Source organism: Cellulomonas endometrii (assembly GCF_949769265.1).
GTDB lineage: Bacteria > Actinomycetota > Actinomycetes > Actinomycetales > Cellulomonadaceae > Cellulomonas > Cellulomonas endometrii.
This window is the reverse complement of the sequence record NZ_CATKPC010000001.1, coordinates 128,638-143,400: the sequence shown is the minus strand read 5'-3', so window position 1 is coordinate 143,400 and position 14,763 is coordinate 128,638. Positions and strand designations below refer to the sequence as shown.

At 74.9% G+C, this 14,763-nt stretch carries 16 protein-coding genes; all 16 read right to left on the bottom strand.

What is annotated here, in order from left to right:
- Positions 1 to 159: 159 nt before the first annotated feature.
- Positions 160 to 756 (bottom strand): adenine phosphoribosyltransferase, encoded by a 597-nt coding sequence (locus QNH85_RS00630; protein WP_282943868.1) that lies wholly within the window; start codon positions 754 to 756, stop codon positions 160 to 162.
- A complete protein-coding gene (gene secF, locus QNH85_RS00625; protein WP_282943867.1) occupies positions 753 to 1,859 on the bottom strand; it encodes a protein translocase subunit SecF in 1,107 nt (368 codons plus the stop codon). Before secF ends, QNH85_RS00630 begins: the two co-directional genes overlap by 4 nt.
- The gene (gene secD / locus QNH85_RS00620; RefSeq protein ID WP_282943866.1) at positions 1,859 to 3,706 is read right to left on the bottom strand and encodes a protein translocase subunit SecD; all 1,848 of its coding nucleotides are present in this window, start codon (positions 3,704 to 3,706) and stop codon (positions 1,859 to 1,861) included. Before secD ends, secF begins: the two co-directional genes overlap by 1 nt.
- 112 nt (positions 3,707 to 3,818) lie before the next feature.
- On the bottom strand, positions 3,819 to 4,238 hold the full coding sequence (gene yajC, locus QNH85_RS00615) for a preprotein translocase subunit YajC (protein WP_282943865.1): 420 nt from the start codon (positions 4,236 to 4,238) through the stop codon (positions 3,819 to 3,821).
- 108 nt (positions 4,239 to 4,346) lie between these two features.
- Entirely contained in the window at positions 4,347 to 5,387 is a 1,041-nt protein-coding gene (ruvB, locus tag QNH85_RS00610; protein WP_282944332.1) for a Holliday junction branch migration DNA helicase RuvB, read from the bottom strand.
- A 34-nt stretch (positions 5,388 to 5,421) separates the two neighbouring features.
- Complete coding sequence (gene ruvA, locus QNH85_RS00605; RefSeq protein WP_282943864.1) at positions 5,422 to 6,042, bottom strand: Holliday junction branch migration protein RuvA; 621 nt, start codon at positions 6,040 to 6,042, stop codon at positions 5,422 to 5,424.
- A 137-nt stretch (positions 6,043 to 6,179) separates the two neighbouring features.
- Complete coding sequence (gene ruvC, locus QNH85_RS00600; RefSeq protein WP_282943862.1) at positions 6,180 to 6,749, bottom strand: crossover junction endodeoxyribonuclease RuvC; 570 nt, start codon at positions 6,747 to 6,749, stop codon at positions 6,180 to 6,182.
- Between the two features lie 127 nt (positions 6,750 to 6,876).
- Complete coding sequence (locus QNH85_RS00595) at positions 6,877 to 7,632, bottom strand: YebC/PmpR family DNA-binding transcriptional regulator (RefSeq protein ID WP_213281661.1); 756 nt, start codon at positions 7,630 to 7,632, stop codon at positions 6,877 to 6,879.
- An 89-nt stretch (positions 7,633 to 7,721) separates the two neighbouring features.
- A complete protein-coding gene (pdxT, locus tag QNH85_RS00590) occupies positions 7,722 to 8,339 on the bottom strand; it encodes a pyridoxal 5'-phosphate synthase glutaminase subunit PdxT (RefSeq protein WP_282943860.1) in 618 nt (205 codons plus the stop codon).
- Between the two features lie 9 nt (positions 8,340 to 8,348).
- The gene (locus tag QNH85_RS00585; protein ID WP_282943858.1) at positions 8,349 to 9,563 is read right to left on the bottom strand and encodes a pyridoxal phosphate-dependent aminotransferase; all 1,215 of its coding nucleotides are present in this window, start codon (positions 9,561 to 9,563) and stop codon (positions 8,349 to 8,351) included.
- A gap of 52 nt (positions 9,564 to 9,615) precedes the next feature.
- Complete coding sequence (locus QNH85_RS00580) at positions 9,616 to 10,257, bottom strand: NUDIX hydrolase (RefSeq protein WP_428830334.1); 642 nt, start codon at positions 10,255 to 10,257, stop codon at positions 9,616 to 9,618.
- Positions 10,254 to 11,177 carry a pyridoxal 5'-phosphate synthase lyase subunit PdxS gene (gene pdxS, locus QNH85_RS00575; RefSeq protein ID WP_213281659.1) on the bottom strand — a complete coding sequence of 308 codons (924 nt, stop codon included), beginning with the start codon at positions 11,175 to 11,177 and terminating at the stop codon, positions 10,254 to 10,256. The genes QNH85_RS00580 and pdxS overlap by 4 nt, the downstream gene beginning before the upstream one ends.
- Positions 11,178 to 11,266: 89 nt before the next feature.
- Entirely contained in the window at positions 11,267 to 11,896 is a 630-nt protein-coding gene (locus tag QNH85_RS00570) for a hypothetical protein (protein WP_213281658.1), read from the bottom strand.
- A gap of 52 nt (positions 11,897 to 11,948) precedes the next feature.
- The gene (locus tag QNH85_RS00565; RefSeq protein ID WP_282944328.1) at positions 11,949 to 13,148 is read right to left on the bottom strand and encodes a glycosyltransferase family 4 protein; all 1,200 of its coding nucleotides are present in this window, start codon (positions 13,146 to 13,148) and stop codon (positions 11,949 to 11,951) included.
- A gap of 23 nt (positions 13,149 to 13,171) precedes the next feature.
- Entirely contained in the window at positions 13,172 to 14,155 is a 984-nt protein-coding gene (locus QNH85_RS00560; protein WP_282943856.1) for a phosphatidylinositol mannoside acyltransferase, read from the bottom strand.
- On the bottom strand, positions 14,152 to 14,760 hold the full coding sequence (pgsA, locus tag QNH85_RS00555) for a phosphatidylinositol phosphate synthase (RefSeq protein ID WP_282943854.1): 609 nt from the start codon (positions 14,758 to 14,760) through the stop codon (positions 14,152 to 14,154). Before pgsA ends, QNH85_RS00560 begins: the two co-directional genes overlap by 4 nt.
- Between the last annotated feature and the right edge of the window lie 3 nt (positions 14,761 to 14,763).

Sequence of the window (14,763 nt, the reverse complement as noted above, 5' to 3'; positions counted from 1 at the left end):
GCCGTGCCGGGAGCACCCGGCTGTGAGTCACGGTCCGCCCGGGGTGGTCACCCCGGTCGAGCCGCCGATCCGCACGATTCTACGGCGTCGGCGCGACCCCGCCGGTCGGGGGCCGCGCCGATGCCGGACGGGCCGGCGACGCCGGTCCCCCGCCCGGTGTCAGCGGACGTCGAGCAGCGCGTCGACGTGGTGGCCGGCGAGCCGTGACCGGCCGGGCAGGAACGTGAGGTCCATGAGGAACGACAGCCCCACGACCTCGGCGCCGCACTCCTCCAGCAGCTCGACGGTCGCCGCAGCCGTCCCGCCCGTGGCCAGGACGTCGTCCACCACGAGCACGCGCGAGCCGGCGGGGACCGTGAACGGGTGCAGCTCCACCGAGGCGGCGCCGTACTCGAGCTGGTAGTCCCGCCGGGCGGTCGGACCGGGCAGCTTGCCGGCCTTGCGCACCGGCAGGAAGCCCGCGCCGAGGGCGAGCGCGACCGGTGCCGCGAGGATGAACCCGCGCGCCTCCATGCCGGCCACCAGGTCGACCGGCCCGGGGACCCGCGCGGCCATCTCCCGGACGACCGCGGCGAAGGCGGGGCCGTCCGCGAGCAGCGGGGTGATGTCCTTGAACACGACGCCGGCCGTCGGGTAGTCCGGCACGTCGCGCACCAGCTGCTCGACGCGGGAGACGAGCGCCGCGCCGGTGAGCCCGGTGACCTCGAGCCCGGCGACCTCCTCGGAGCGGTCCGCCCCGCTGGTGACCTCGGTCATCGCTTCCCCTTCTTCCGGCGCGGCTGCGCGGCCACGCCCTGGTGACCGCCGGGGCGCACCTGACCGGTGAACCGCGCGACCGCGACCTCCTCCGGCGAGGCGTCCGCGCCCACGCCCGCGGCGACGAGCTCCCGCCGGCCCGCGAGGACCCGCGCGGTGTGCTCCCGGATCGGACGCTCCCGGAGCCGCAGGGCGACCTCGAGGGGCGTCGCGAGGAAGATCGACGAGAACGCGCCGACGATCATGCCGACGAACAGGGCGAGCGCGATGTCCCGCAGCGTCCCGGCACCGAGCACGAAGGCGCCGATGAACAGGATCGCCGCGACGGGCAGCAGCGCCACGACGGAGGTGTTGATCGACCGGACCAGCGTCTGGTTGACCGCCAGGTTCGCGCGCTCCTCGTAGGTGGCGCGCGTCTGGTCGGTGATGCCGGCCGTGTTCTCCCGGACCTTGTCGAACACCACGACGGTGTCGTAGATCGAGTACCCGAGGATCGTGAGGAAGCCGATCACCGTCGCCGGCGTGACCTCCCAGCCGACCCCCGCGTAGACGCCGACCGTGATGACGAGGTCGTGGAACAGCGCGACCAGCGCGGCGACGGCCATCCGCCAGTTGCGGAAGTACAGCGTCATGACGATCGCGACCAGGACGAGGAACACCACGAGGCTCGTCAGGGCCTTCTGCGAGACGTCCTTGCCCCAGGTCGGGCCGATGAAGGAGCTGGCGACCTCGTCCTCCGAGACCCCGTAGGCCTCCTCGAGGCCGGTGCGGACCTGCTCGACCTGGTCGTTCGTGAGCTCGGCGGTCTGGATGCGGATCGCCGAGGCGCCGACGTTCGTGACGCGCGGGACCTCGTCGGGCGCGACCTCCGCGACCGCGTCGAGCGCGGGCTGCTGGTCGGTGGTCGACACGTTCGACACCGTGAACTCGGAGCCGCCGCGGAACTCGATGCCCGGCTGCAGGCCCGGCTTGAACAGCAGGATCACCGACAGCAGCACGAGCACGCCGGAGATCGTGAACCACAGCCGGCGCCGGCCGACGATGTCGTACGAGCGGCGGCCCGTGTACAGGTCGTTGCCCCACTGGGCGAAGTTGACGGCCATCAGGCGTCGCTCCCCTCGGTACGTCGTGCGGCGTCCTCGGGGGGCGTGCCGTCATCGGGAGCCGGGCCGTCCGGCGCCGGGTCGTCCGGGGTGGCCGCCCCGGCCTGCGCGGCGCGCGCGGCGGCGCGACGCTCGGCGATGGTGCCGCCCGCGCCGACGGGGGCCGCGACGAGCGTCGACGTCGGGACGTCCAGGCCGGCCTGCTCCGGGGCCGGGGCGTCGGCCTCGGCGCGGCGGCCGGTGGCGATCCGCCCGCGGCCGACGTACCGGGTGCCGCCCGACGCGCCGAGACGGCGCGGGTCGAGCCCGGACAGCGGGTGCCCGCTGCCGAAGAACTTCGTCCGCGCGATCAGCAGCATCACCGGGTGGGTGAAGGTGAACACGATGAGCAGGTCGAGCAGGGTCGTGAGGCCGAGCGTGAACGCAAACCCCCGGACCGAGCCGACCGCCAGGAAGTACAGGACGATCGCCGCGAGGAAGTTCACGGCGTCGGACGCCAGGATCGTGCGGCGCGCCCGCTCCCACCCGCGGTCGACGGCCGCGACGAGGGTGCGGCCCTCCCGGAGCTCGTCACGGATGCGCTCGAAGTACACGATGAACGAGTCCGCCGTGATGCCGATCGCCACGATCAGGCCCGCGACGCCGGGCAGCGACAGGCGGTACCCCTGCGTCCAGGACAGCAGGGTGATGACGCCGTAGGTGAGCAGCGCCGCGATCGCGAGCGACGCCACCGTGACGAGGCCGAGCGCCCGGTACTGGAACAGCGAGTACAGCACCACGAGCAGCAGGCCGATGAGGCCCGCGATGAGGCCCTTCTCCAGCTGCTCGGAGCCGAGCGTCGCGGAGATCTGCTCCTCGCTCTGCACCTCGAAGCTCAGCGGCAGGGACCCGAACTTGAGCTGGTTGGCGAGCGACGCGGCGGTCTCGCGCGTGAAGGAGCCGCTGATCTCCGGCCGCCCGTCCGAGATGATGACGCCGGGGGCGAGCGACGGCGCCGAGATGACCAGGCCGTCGAGGACGATCGCGAACTGGTTCTGCGGGGCGGTCAGGCCCTGCAGGCGCTCCGTCACGTCGGCGAACTGGCGGGTGCCCTCGTCGTCGAACTGGAGGTTCACCGCCCAGGTGTTGGTCACCGCACCGGACTGGCTGACCTGGAGGCCGGAGCTCGCGTTCGAGATCCGGGCGCCCTCGACCTCGACCGGGCCGAGGATGTACTTGACGGTTCCCTCGGGGTCGCAGGTGACGAGCGCCTTGTCGGCGGGGCCGGCCTGCCCGCCGGTGAGGTTCGCCGGGTCGGTGCAGTCGAGCGCGTCGTACTGCGCCTGGACGGCCGGCGTCACGTAGTACGCGGCGTCGCTGGGCGACTCCGGGGCCTCGGTCGCGGGCTCGTCGGACGGCTCCTCGGCGGCGGTGCCGTCGGTGGGCGTCGGGGTGGCGGCGGCCGTGGGCTCCGGGGCCCCGTACGTCAGGACCGGCCGGAACTCCATCTGCGCGGAGGTGCGGACGAGGTCCAGCGTCTCCTCGCTCGGGCGGCCCGGCAGGGCCACGACGATGTTGGACCCGCCCTGGCTGGTGATCTCGGCCTCGGCGACGCCGGACGAGTCCACGCGCTGGCGGATGACCTCGATGGCCTGGGCGATCGTCTCCGACGTCACCTCGGACTCGTCCTCGGCGACCGGCGCGAGGATCAGCTGCGTGCCGCCCTCGAGGTCGAGCGCGAGCTTCGGGCTCCACGTCGCGTCGGAGAACCGGGTCCCCGCGAGGACGGCGCCGAAGACGGCGGCCAGGATGACGGCGAGCGTGAGCAGCGTGCGCGCCGGGTGCCGGCGGCGGGTGGGTGGGGCCAACGGATCGTCTTCTCTCGTGCGCGCACCGCCCGCGGTCACGCGGGCGGTGCGGGTGGGGGGTTCCGGTTCCCGGGCGGCGGCGTGCGCCGCGCGGGACCGGCGGACCCGTCGACTACTGCTGCGGCTTCCTGGTGCTGTCGGGGCCCTCGTCGTCCCGCGGCGGCTGGAGCGAGGAGAGGTCGTCCGGGACGTCGATCCGGCCCGGGGGCACGGCGCCGGGCTCGTCACGCCACTCGACGTCGTCGCCCGCCTCCTCGGCGGTCTCGGCCTCCTCGACCGGCGGCTCCACGAGCTTGGCGATGGCGGCCTTGATCCAGCGGGTCTGGTTGCCCGGGGTGGACTCGATCGTGATGACGTCGTCCTCGACCTCGACCACCGTGCCGTACATGCCGGAGCTGGTCATGACCTCCTGGCCGGGCTGCAGGTTGTCGCGGAAGCTCAGCTGCTGCCGCTGCATCTTGCGCTGCCGGCTCGACATGAGCCACATCGCACCGACGGCGATGACGAGGATGATGAGGAAGGTCGGGTCCACGAAGAACAGCTCCAGATCGCGTGTGAGGTCGGCCGCAGTCTAGCGCCACAGCTCCGGGCTCCTAACGAGTCCGGGGCGGGGTGGGTTCCCGCCGCGGACGTCCGGCGGTCAGCCGAACAGCGTGCCCGTCGGCACGGGCGCGGTGAGGCCGAGGTGGGCCCAGGCCTCCGCGGTCGCGACGCGGCCCCGGGGGGTGCGGCCGATGAGCCCCTCGCGCACGAGGAACGGCTCCGCGACCGTCTCCACCGTCTCGGGCTCCTCGCCGACCGCCACGGCGAGCGTCGTGAGCCCGACGGGCCCGCCGCCGAACCGGGTGCACAGCGCCGTGAGCACCGCGCGGTCGAGCCGGTCGAGCCCGCGGTGGTCCACCTCGTACACGGCGAGCGCCGCGCGCGCCGCGTCGAGGGACAGCGTGCCGTCGCCCCGGACCTGCGCCCAGTCCCGCACCCGGCGCAGCAGCCGGTTCGCGATGCGGGGCGTCCCGCGTGACCGGGAGGCGATCTCCGCCGCGGCCTCGGCGGCCAGCGGGACGCCGAGCAGGCCCGCGGAGCGCATCAACACGCGCTCGAGCTCGTCGTCGGCGTAGAAGTCGAGGTGGCCGGTGAAGCCGAACCGGTCGCGCAGGGGCGCCGGCAGCAGCCCGGCCCGGGTCGTCGCGCCCACGACCGTGAACGGCGGCAGGGCCAGCGGGATGGCGCTCGCCCCCGCGCCCTTGCCGACCACGACGTCGACGCGGAAGTCCTCCATCGCGACGTACAGCAGCTCCTCGGCGGGCCGGGCGAGCCGGTGGATCTCGTCGAGGAACAGCACCTCGCCCTCCTCGAGGGAGGACAGGATCGCCGCGAGGTCGCCCGCGTGCTGGATCGCCGGTCCGCTCGTCACGCGCAGCGAGGTGTGCAGCTCCGCGGCGATGATCATCGCGAGGGTCGTCTTCCCGAGCCCCGGGGGGCCCGACAGGAGCACGTGGTCGGGCGCGCGGCCCCGGCCGACGGCGGCCTCCAGGACCAGGGACAGCTGCTCCCGGACGACCCGCTGGCCGACGAACTCGTCGAGGTGCCGCGGGCGCAGGGCGGCCTCGGCGGCGCGCTCCAGCTCGTCGGCCCCCGGCCGCACCACGGACGCGGGCCCGTCGCCGGAACCGTCCGCCACGTCGAACCCGGGGCCCGCGAGCCCGTCGGTGCCGTCAGCCACGGCCGCCGCCCAGCGTGCGCAGCGCCGCCCGGAGCACGCCGGCGACCTCCGCCTCCCCCACGGGCTCGTCGCTGCCGTCCAGCACGGACGTCACCGCGTCCTGCGCGGCCTTCTGGTTCCAGCCGAGGCCGACGAGCGCGTCGACGACCTGGTCCCGGCGGTCCGCCGGCGCGGCCGTGGCCGAGGCCCCCGCGGCGGCCGGGACGACGGCGGGCGCGCCGAGCCGGTCGGCGAGCTCCAGGACGATCCGCTGCGCCCCCTTGTGCCCGATGCCGGGCACCCGCTTGAGCGCGGCGAGGTCCTCGGTCGCGACCGCCCGCCGCAGCCCGTCCGGCGTGTGCACGGCGAGCATCGCCAGAGCGAGCCGGGGCCCGACGCCGCTGACGGTCTGCAGCACCTCGAACACCTCGCGCTCGTCGGCGTCGGCGAACCCGAACAGCGTCAGCGAGTCCTCCCGGACGACCAGCGAGGTGTGCAGCGTGGCGGTCTGGCCCACGCGCAGCCCCGCCAGCGTCGCCGGCGTGGCCTGCACGAGCATGCCCACCCCGCCGACCTCCACCACCGCGGCGTCCAGCCGCACGGCCTGCACCGTCCCGTGCACCGAGGCGATCACACCGGCTCCTTCCCGTCGGACATCGCGAGCAGTCTGCCACGCGTGCGAACACCTGTACGAACGACACGCGCGCCCCTGGGGACGACGGGCGGCGCGCCGGTGCGGTCCCCGTAGCGCGAGCGGTCAGGCCCGCACGGTCAGGCCCGCACGCGCCGCGAGGCCTGCTCCGCCGCCGCCCACGCGCGCTGCGCCGCGGTCATCGACCCCGGCGCCCGCTGCGGCGCGCCCACCGCACCGGCCGGCCGCCACAGGTGGCAGATCGCCAGCGCGAGCGCGTCGGCGGCGTCCGCGGGCCTCGGCAGCTCGTCGAGCTGCAGCAGCCGGGCGACCATCGTCTGCACCTGCGGCTTGTCCGCGCGGCCGTTCCCGGTGACCGCCGCCTTCACCTCGGACGGCGTGTGCATCGCGACCGGGATGCGCCGCCGCGCGGCCGCCAGCATCGCGATCCCCGCCACCTGCGCCGTGCCCATCACCGTCCGGACGTTGTGCTGGGCGAACACGCGCTCGACCGCCAGGGCGTCGGGGGCGTGCTCCTCGAGCCACAGGTCGATCTGGCCCGCGATGCCCAGCAGCCTCTGGTCGATGTCCTCGTCGGGCCGGGTCTGCGCCACCCCCACGGCGACCATCCGCACCCGGCGGCCGGGCAGGCCGTCCACGACGCCGAGCCCGCAGCGGGTCAGTCCGGGGTCCACTCCGAGTACGCGCACCCCCGCATCCTCCCAGCCGCGCACCGCGGAACCGGCCGGGACGCGCGGGCGGGACGCGCGCTGGCGCGGCCCGCCCCGCGCGGCCGGGGCCGGGCGGGGCGTCGCGGGGTGGTTCAGCGGGGAGAGCTCAGTCGTCCTCGAGCTCGGCCATGACCTCGTCGGAGGCGTCGAAGTTCGCGTAGACGTTCTGCACGTCGTCCGAGTCCTCGAGCGTGTCGATCAGCCGCAGGATCTTGCGCGCGCCCTCGGCGTCGACCTCGATCTGGGTCGCCGGGTGGAACACGACGTCGGCGGAGTCGTACTCGATGCCCGCGTCCTGCAGAGCGGTCCGCACGGCGACCAGGTCGGTCGCCTCGGACAGCACCTCGTAGGAGTCGCCCGCGTCGTTGACCTCCTCGGCGCCGGCCTCCAGCACCGCCATCATGACGTCGTCCTCGGTGGTGCCCTCCTTGGGGACCATCACGACGCCCTTGCGGGAGAACAGGTAGGCCACGGAGCCCGGGTCGGCCAGCTGGCCGCCGCTGCGGGTGAACGCGACGCGGACGTCGGCCGCGGCGCGGTTCCGGTTGTCGGTGAGGCACTCCACCAGGAACGCGACGCCGCCGGGGCCGTAGCCCTCGTACAGGATCGTCTGGTAGTCCGCGCCGCCGGCCTCGGCACCGGAGCCGCGCTTGACCGCGCGCTCGATGTTGTCGTTCGGGACCGAGGTCTTCTTGGCCTTCTGGATGGCGTCGAAGAGCGTCGGGTTGCCCGCGGGGTCACCGCCGCCCGTGCGGGCGGCCACCTCGATGTTCTTGATGAGCTTCGCGAAGAGCTTGCCGCGCTTCGCGTCGATCACGGCCTTCTTGTGCTTCGTGGTGGCCCACTTGGAGTGACCCGACATCGCTTCGTACCCTCTCGTTTCCGCAGTCGACCTGCGCGTCCCCCGGACCGGCGGTGCGGCGCTCCCCTGCCTCGGGTCGCGCCCCGCACTCACAGGGCGTCGCGGACGATCTCGACGAACAGCCGGTGCACCCGCGTGTCGCCCGTGACCTCCGGGTGGAAGGACGTGGCGAGCAACGGGCCCTGGCGCACCGCGACGATCCTACCGGCGGCAGGCCCGGACTCCACGCGGGCGAGCGCCGTGGCGTCCGGCCCGAGCTCGTCGACCCAGGGCGCGCGGATGAACACGGCGTGCACGGGGTCGGCGTCGGAGTCCGGCACGCCCTCGATCCGCAGGTCCGTCTCGAAGGAGTCGACCTGCCGGCCGAACGCGTTGCGGCGCACCGTGACGTCGAGCCCGCCGAGCGTCCGCTGGCCGTCGATGCCGCCCTCGATGCGGTCGGCGAGCAGGATCATGCCCGCGCAGGACCCGTAGGCGGGCATGCCGCCGGCGAGGCGCTCCCGCACCGGGGCGTCCAGCTCGAACGCACGCAGCAGCTTGTCGATGGTGGTCGACTCGCCGCCGGGCAGCACGAGGGCGTCGACGGCGTCGAGCTCGGACGTCCGGCGGACCGGGACGGCCTCCGCGCCGCTCGCCCGCAGGGCGGCGAGGTGCTCGCGGACGTCGCCCTGCAGGGCCAGGACACCGATGGTGGGAGAGGAGCTCACCCGCTCATCCTACGAATCGAGGGCGGCAGCCTGCTCCACAGCGCGCTCGACGACCTCCGGGACCTCCACGGCCTCCCAGCCGTCGACCATGTCCGCCAGGCGGCCGAGCCCCTCCAGCAGGGCGGACCGCTCGCTGGCCAGCGACACCCGGACCATGCCCTCGCCGCCCGCGCCGAACGCGCTGCCCGGGGACACGGACACGTGCCGCTCGTCGAGCAGGCGCAGCGCGAACGCCTCGGAGTCGGTCGTGGCGGCGGAGACGTCGACCATGAGGTAGAAGGCGCCCTGCGGCAGGACCGAGCCGATCCCCCGTCTCTCGAGCAGCGCCACGGCGGCGTCGCGCCGCTCGCGGTAGGACGCGACGGCCGCGGCGACGTCGTCCTGCGGGCCCGTCAGCGCCGCGAGGGCCGCGCGCTGGCTCACCGACGACGGGCACGCGACCGTGGCCTCGGCGACCTGGCCGAGCAGGTCGACCACGCCGGGGTCCCGCGCGACGACGTAGCCCAGCCGCCACCCCGTCATCGCGTACGTCTTGGAGAAGCTGAAGAACGTGACGACGCGGCCGTCGGTGTCGAACGCGGCCGGGCTGACGTGCGGGTCGCCGTAGGTGATCGCCTCGTAGCACTCGTCGGAGAACACCCACAGGTCCCGCTCGCGGGCGAGCTCGACGACGCCGGCGAGCAGCTCCGGCGGGTACATCGCGCCGGTCGGGTTGTTCGGCGAGCAGACCACCACGATCTTGGTGGCCGGGGTCAGGGACGCCTCGATGTCGGCGAGCGTCGGCACGAAGCCGTTCTCGACGCGCGCGGGGTAGGTGCCGACGCCGACGCCCGCGGCGACCGCGGCCATCCGCCAGTTCGGGAACTCCGGGTCCGGCAGCAGGATCTCGTCGCCGGGGCCGGCGAGGGCGTTGACCGCCATCGCGAGCCCGTGCATGGCGCCGTGGGTGACGACGACGTCCGCCGCCGTGACCTCCAGGCCGTTGACCCGGCGCACCTTCTCGGCCAGCGCCTCCCGCAGCTCCGGCGTGCCGGTGCTCGACGTGTAGCCCGTGTGGCCGGCGGCGGCGTCCCGGCCGGCCGCCGCGACGACGTGCGCCGGCGTGGGCACGTCGGGCTCGCCGATCTCGAGCCGGATCGCCTCCGGGTCGCGCATCGCGAGCTCCATGAGGGTGCGGATCCCGCTGCGGTGCATGTGGGTGACGGGAGAGGTCGAGGTGGGCACCGCTGCACGCTACCGGAGATCGGCGCCCCGAAGTTACCCCCCGGTACGGAAATCAGTCGTCGAGCTGCTCCCCCAGGTGCCGGGTCACGCCGTCCCAGCCCCGCAGCAGCGGCCGGACCAGGTCGGGCAGCCCCGCCGGGAACACCTCGCGGGTCTCCCGGTCCAGGTCGTCCAGGTGCCACCAGCGCAGCTCGTCCAGGACGTCCAGCTCGACGGCGGTCCAGCCGTCCCGCGCCACCGCGTCGGTGTCCAGGGCGGACTCCACCCGCGCCAGGAAGAACTCCTCCTCCTGCCGGCAGCGCTCCGCGAAGAAGTCGAAGATGCCCGTGCGGGTCAGTACCGGGCCGACGAGCGCGCCGGGGTCCAGCACGAGCCCCGTCTCCTCGCGCACCTCGCGCACGGCGGCGGCGCGGGGCTGCTCCCCCGCGTCGATGCCCCCGCCGACCGTGAACCACCACGACCGCTCGGGCTGGTCCGCGTCGTGCCCGCGCACCAGCAGCAGCCGGTCGTCGGCGTCGAGCAGCAGCACCCGCGCCGCGCGGCGGAACCGCAGGCCGTCCTCGCCCAGGACCCAGTCGTCGCCGAGCGCGGAGGGCGCGGTGCTCGTCGCGCCCTGGCCCGTGCCCCCGGACGGCGACGGCCCGCCGGCCCCCGGGAGGGTCGACGGGCCGTCGGACGGCAGCGGGCTCGTCACCAGCCGCGCTCGGCCAGGCGGTGCGGCACGGGGACGTCGTCGACGTTGATGCCGACCATCGCCTCGCCGAGGCCGCGCGAGACCTTCGCGATGACGTCGGGGTCGTCGTAGAACGTGGTGGCCTTGACGATCGCCGCGGCGCGCTCGGCCGGGTTGCCCGACTTGAAGATGCCGGAGCCGACGAACACGCCCTCGGCGCCGAGCTGGCGCATCATCGCCGCGTCCGCGGGGGTGGCGATGCCGCCCGCGGTGAACAGCACGACGGGCAGCTTGCCGGCGCGCGCGACCTCGACCACCAGGTCGTACGGCGCCTGCAGCTCCTTGGCGGCGAGGAACAGCTCGTCCTCGGGCAGCGAGGACAGGCGGCGGATCTCGTCGCGGATGGTGCGCATGTGCGTCGTGGCGTTCGAGACGTCGCCGGTGCCGGCCTCGCCCTTGGAGCGGATCATCGCCGCGCCCTCGGTGATCCGGCGCAGCGCCTCGCCGAGGTTCGTCGCGCCGCAGACGAACGGCACGGTGAACTGCCACTTGTCGATGTGGTGCGCGTAGTCCGCGGGCGTGAGCACCTCGGACTCGTCCACGTAGTCCACGCCGAGGCTCTGCAGCACCTGCGCCTCGACGAAGTGGCCGATGCGGGCCTTGGCCATCACCGGGATGGAGACCGTGCTGATGATCCCGTCGATCAGGTCGGGGTCGCTCATCCGCGCCACGCCGCCCTGGGCGCGGATGTCGGCCGGCACCCGCTCGAGCGCCATGACGGCGACCGCGCCGGCGTCCTCGGCGATCTTGGCCTGCTCGGCCGTGACGACGTCCATGATCACGCCGCCCTTGAGCATCTCCGCCATGCCGCGCTTGACGCGGGCGGTGCCGACCGCGGGCGCGTCGGCGGGGGTGCTGGGCTGGCTGGTGTCGGTGCTCACTGCGTGCCTCACATCTCGAGGGAGGGGAGTTCGGGTTCCACCGTCCATCGTAGACGCGCGCGGCACGGTGCCGACGCGGCGTCCACAGGTCAGGCGGCGGCCGGGGGGCGCCCGGGACGGCCGAGCGCGGGGGGCCAGGCGTCGTCGAGCTCGAGCGTCTCCGGCATCGGCGCGCGCCCCGCGAGCCGCAGCGTCCGGACGGCCCAGCCGCGCCGCATGCGCTGGGCCTGGGCGACCGCCTCGTTGTGGAACCGCCGGGCGAGCTGCACGCGGTACCAGGCGTCGCCGAGCGCGTCGAGGAGCTCCCCGGCACCGGGCTCCTCGCGCAGCGCCTCCACCTCCGCCGGGTCGTCCAGCGCCTCCCGCAGCGTCGAGGACAGCTCGCTCTCGATCAGCCCCCGGTCCGCCGGCGCGCCGGCCCGCTCCGGCCCGCCGAGCTCGGCCGGCAGCGTCGCGATGCCCTGGGTCTGCGGGGAGCCGGCGGCGATCGACGCCCAGGACGCCTCGCCGATCAGCACGGAGCTCACCGGGTCGAGCACGCCGGACGCCGCGAGCGTCGAGGCCGCCGACGCCCGGCGCAGCAGCTGCGTGTCGACGACCGCGCGGGACGCGACGACCTTGCGGTGCAGCCGGTCGATGCGCGACGCGGCCACCCACGACCACCACAGCACCAGCAGCAGCACCGCGACCACGACGACCGCGGTCTCGGACCAGGTCACTCCGGTGCCTCCTCGGGCTCACGGGCGGGACGGACGTCGGCACGGGACGTGGTCATGACGACTCCGCGCCGCGCGTGCGCCGCCGCTCCAGGCGCCGCGCCCCGCGCCACGACGTCGGGTCCTCCCCGACGGGCGCCTCGCTGCCCTGCACGGCCATCTCGTAGACCGTCAGCACCTCGTGGGTCACCGACGACCAGTCGTACCGCCACACCGCGGCCTCCCCCGCCGCCGCGACCTCCGCCCGGCGCGCGTCGTCGCCGAGCAGGTCGATCAGCGTGCGGGCCAGGTCGGCCGGGTCGCCGGTGCGGAACAGCACGCCGGCCCGCCCCTCGTCGAGCACGCGGGTGAACGCGCCGAGGTCGGAGGCGACGACGGCGGTGCCGGCGCTCATCGCCTCGACCAGCACGATGCCGAACGACTCGCCGCCGGTCTGAGGGGCGCAGTACACGTCGGCCGACGCGAGCAGCCGCGCCTTGTCCTCGTCGCTGATCCCGCCGAGGAACTCGACGGCGTCCGCGTCGTCGCCCAGCAGCTCGCGCGCCTCCTCGGGGCCGGTCTCGCCGCGCCCCGCGACCAGGAACCGCACGCCGGGGAACGCCCGGCGCACCTCGGGGACGGCGTCGAGCAGCACGGGCAGGCCCTTGCGGCTCTCGTCCAGCCGGCCGAGGAACACGACGGTCGGGGCGTCCGTGGTGCCGACCCACCGCGGGTCGGCGGCGGCGCGCGCGAAGGCGTCCACGTACACGCCGTTCGGGATCACCACCGCGTCGCCGCCCAGGTGCTCGACGAGCGTCCTCCGCGCGTCCTCCGACACCGCGATCCGGGCGCTGATCTTCTCCAGGGACTGCCGGACCAGCGGGTACGCGAGCTGCAGCGGCCGCGAGCGGACCAGCGACGTGTGGAACGTCGCGACCACCGGCCCGTCGGCGATCCACAGCGCCAGCATGCTGAGCGACGGGGTGACGGGCTCGTGCAGGTGCAGCACGTCGAACTCGCCGGCCGCGAGCCAGCGGCGCACCCGCGCGGCGGTGACCGGGCCGAACGTGACGCGGGCGACGGCGCCGTTGTACCGGACCGGCACCGCGCGCCCCGCCGACGTCATGTAGGGCGGGATCGGGGTGTCGTCGTCGGCGGGCGCGAGCACGGACACGCTGTGCCCGCGGGCGATCAGGGCCTCCGCGAGGTCCCGCACGTGGAACTGCACGCCGCCCGGCACGTCGAACGAGTAGGGGCAGACGATGCCGATCCGCAGCGGGCGCGTGGTGGTCGCGGCGGTCATGACGCCCCCTGCTCGGCGGCGAGCGTCCGCGCGTAGCGCTCGGGGTCGAGGTCCGCGACGAACACCTTCTGCAGCATGTGCCAGTCCTGCGGCGCCGCGGCGATCCCCACGGCGAGGTCGTCGACCCACGCCTGCGTCAGCGCCGCGACGCGCTCGGACCGCGGCACGTCGTCGGGCGCCGTGAGCTCGCGGCCGAAGGTGATGACGATGCCCCAGGACGTGCCCGCGGCGCGGCGGCGGGCGCCGGTCAGCCGCTCGTAGGTGATGACCGCGGTGCTCAGGGACGCCCCCGTGGCAACGGCGAGGGCGGCGGGTCCCGCGGCCACGCGGGCGCGCTCGCCGAACAGGTCGACCTCCACGCCGCGGGCCGTCAGGTCGCGGTCGGCCAGCAGCGGCAGCACGCCGCCGACGGGCTGCTTCACCGCCCGGACGAGCTCACGGAAGACGCCCCCACCGCTCCCGGACAGCGGGATGATCTCCAGGCCCAGACCCTCGCGGAACGCGAGGAACTCCTGGAACAGCGCCTCCGGCTTCAGCCGCTCCGCCACGGTGACGGTCCGGCCGAGGTTGCGCACCGCCCACGCGCCGGCGAGGTCCCAGTTCCCGACGTGCCCGAGCGCGAGCACCGTGGTCCGGCCCTCGGCGATCGCCTGCTGCACGCGTCCGCCGTCCACCATCCGCACGCGCGCGTCGATCTGCTCGGGCGTCGCGCCGACCAGGGCGAACGCCTCTCCGAAGTACCGCATGTACGACCGCATCCCGGCGAGGGACAGCCGGCGCAGCTCGGCGGGCGACGCCCCGGGCCGCACGCGCCGCAGGTTCGCCTCGAGCTGCCGCACCCCGCCGCCGCGCAGCAGCCACGTCACGTCGGCGACCAGCCGGAACACCGCCCGCATCGCCGGGTCGGGCACCCGGCCCGTCACCCGCCAGGCGAACGCGTACAGCCTCGCGACGTCCACCCGCGGCGCCCGTGCGCTCACGCCGGCCCCATCGCCTGGCGCCGCACCGTGAGCATGCGCTGCACGACCGTGACGAGCGACGCCACCGCGAGCAGCCCCAGCACCACGACCAGCACGACCTCGGGCACGCCGACCCCGACCAGCGCGGTCGCGACCAGCACCGCGGCCAGGCGGTCGGCGCGCTCGGCGATCCCGACGGCCGCGGTCATCCCCAGGCCCTCGGCACGCGCCCGGGCGTACGGGACGATCGAGCCGAGCACCAGGCACGCGAGCGCGAGGCCGGCGCCCGAGGACGAGTCCCCCTCGCCGATGAACCAGAGCACCAGGCCGGAGAAGATCGCCGCGTCGCCGAACCGGTCCAGCGTCGAGTCCAGGAACGCGCCCCACGGACCCGAGCGCCCGGACCGGCGCGCCATCACCCCGTCCAGGCTGTCCGTCAGCGCGAAGAACGCGATGACCAGGCTCGCCGCCAGGAAGTGCCCGGCCGGGTACAGCCACAGCGCGGCGGCCACGACGGCCACCGTCCCGGTGATCGTCACGGCGTCCGGCGAGACGCCGCGCCTCAGCAGCGCGTCGGCCACCGGCGTGAAGAGCCGGGTCATGGCTCCCCGCAGTCCGTTCAGCACGTG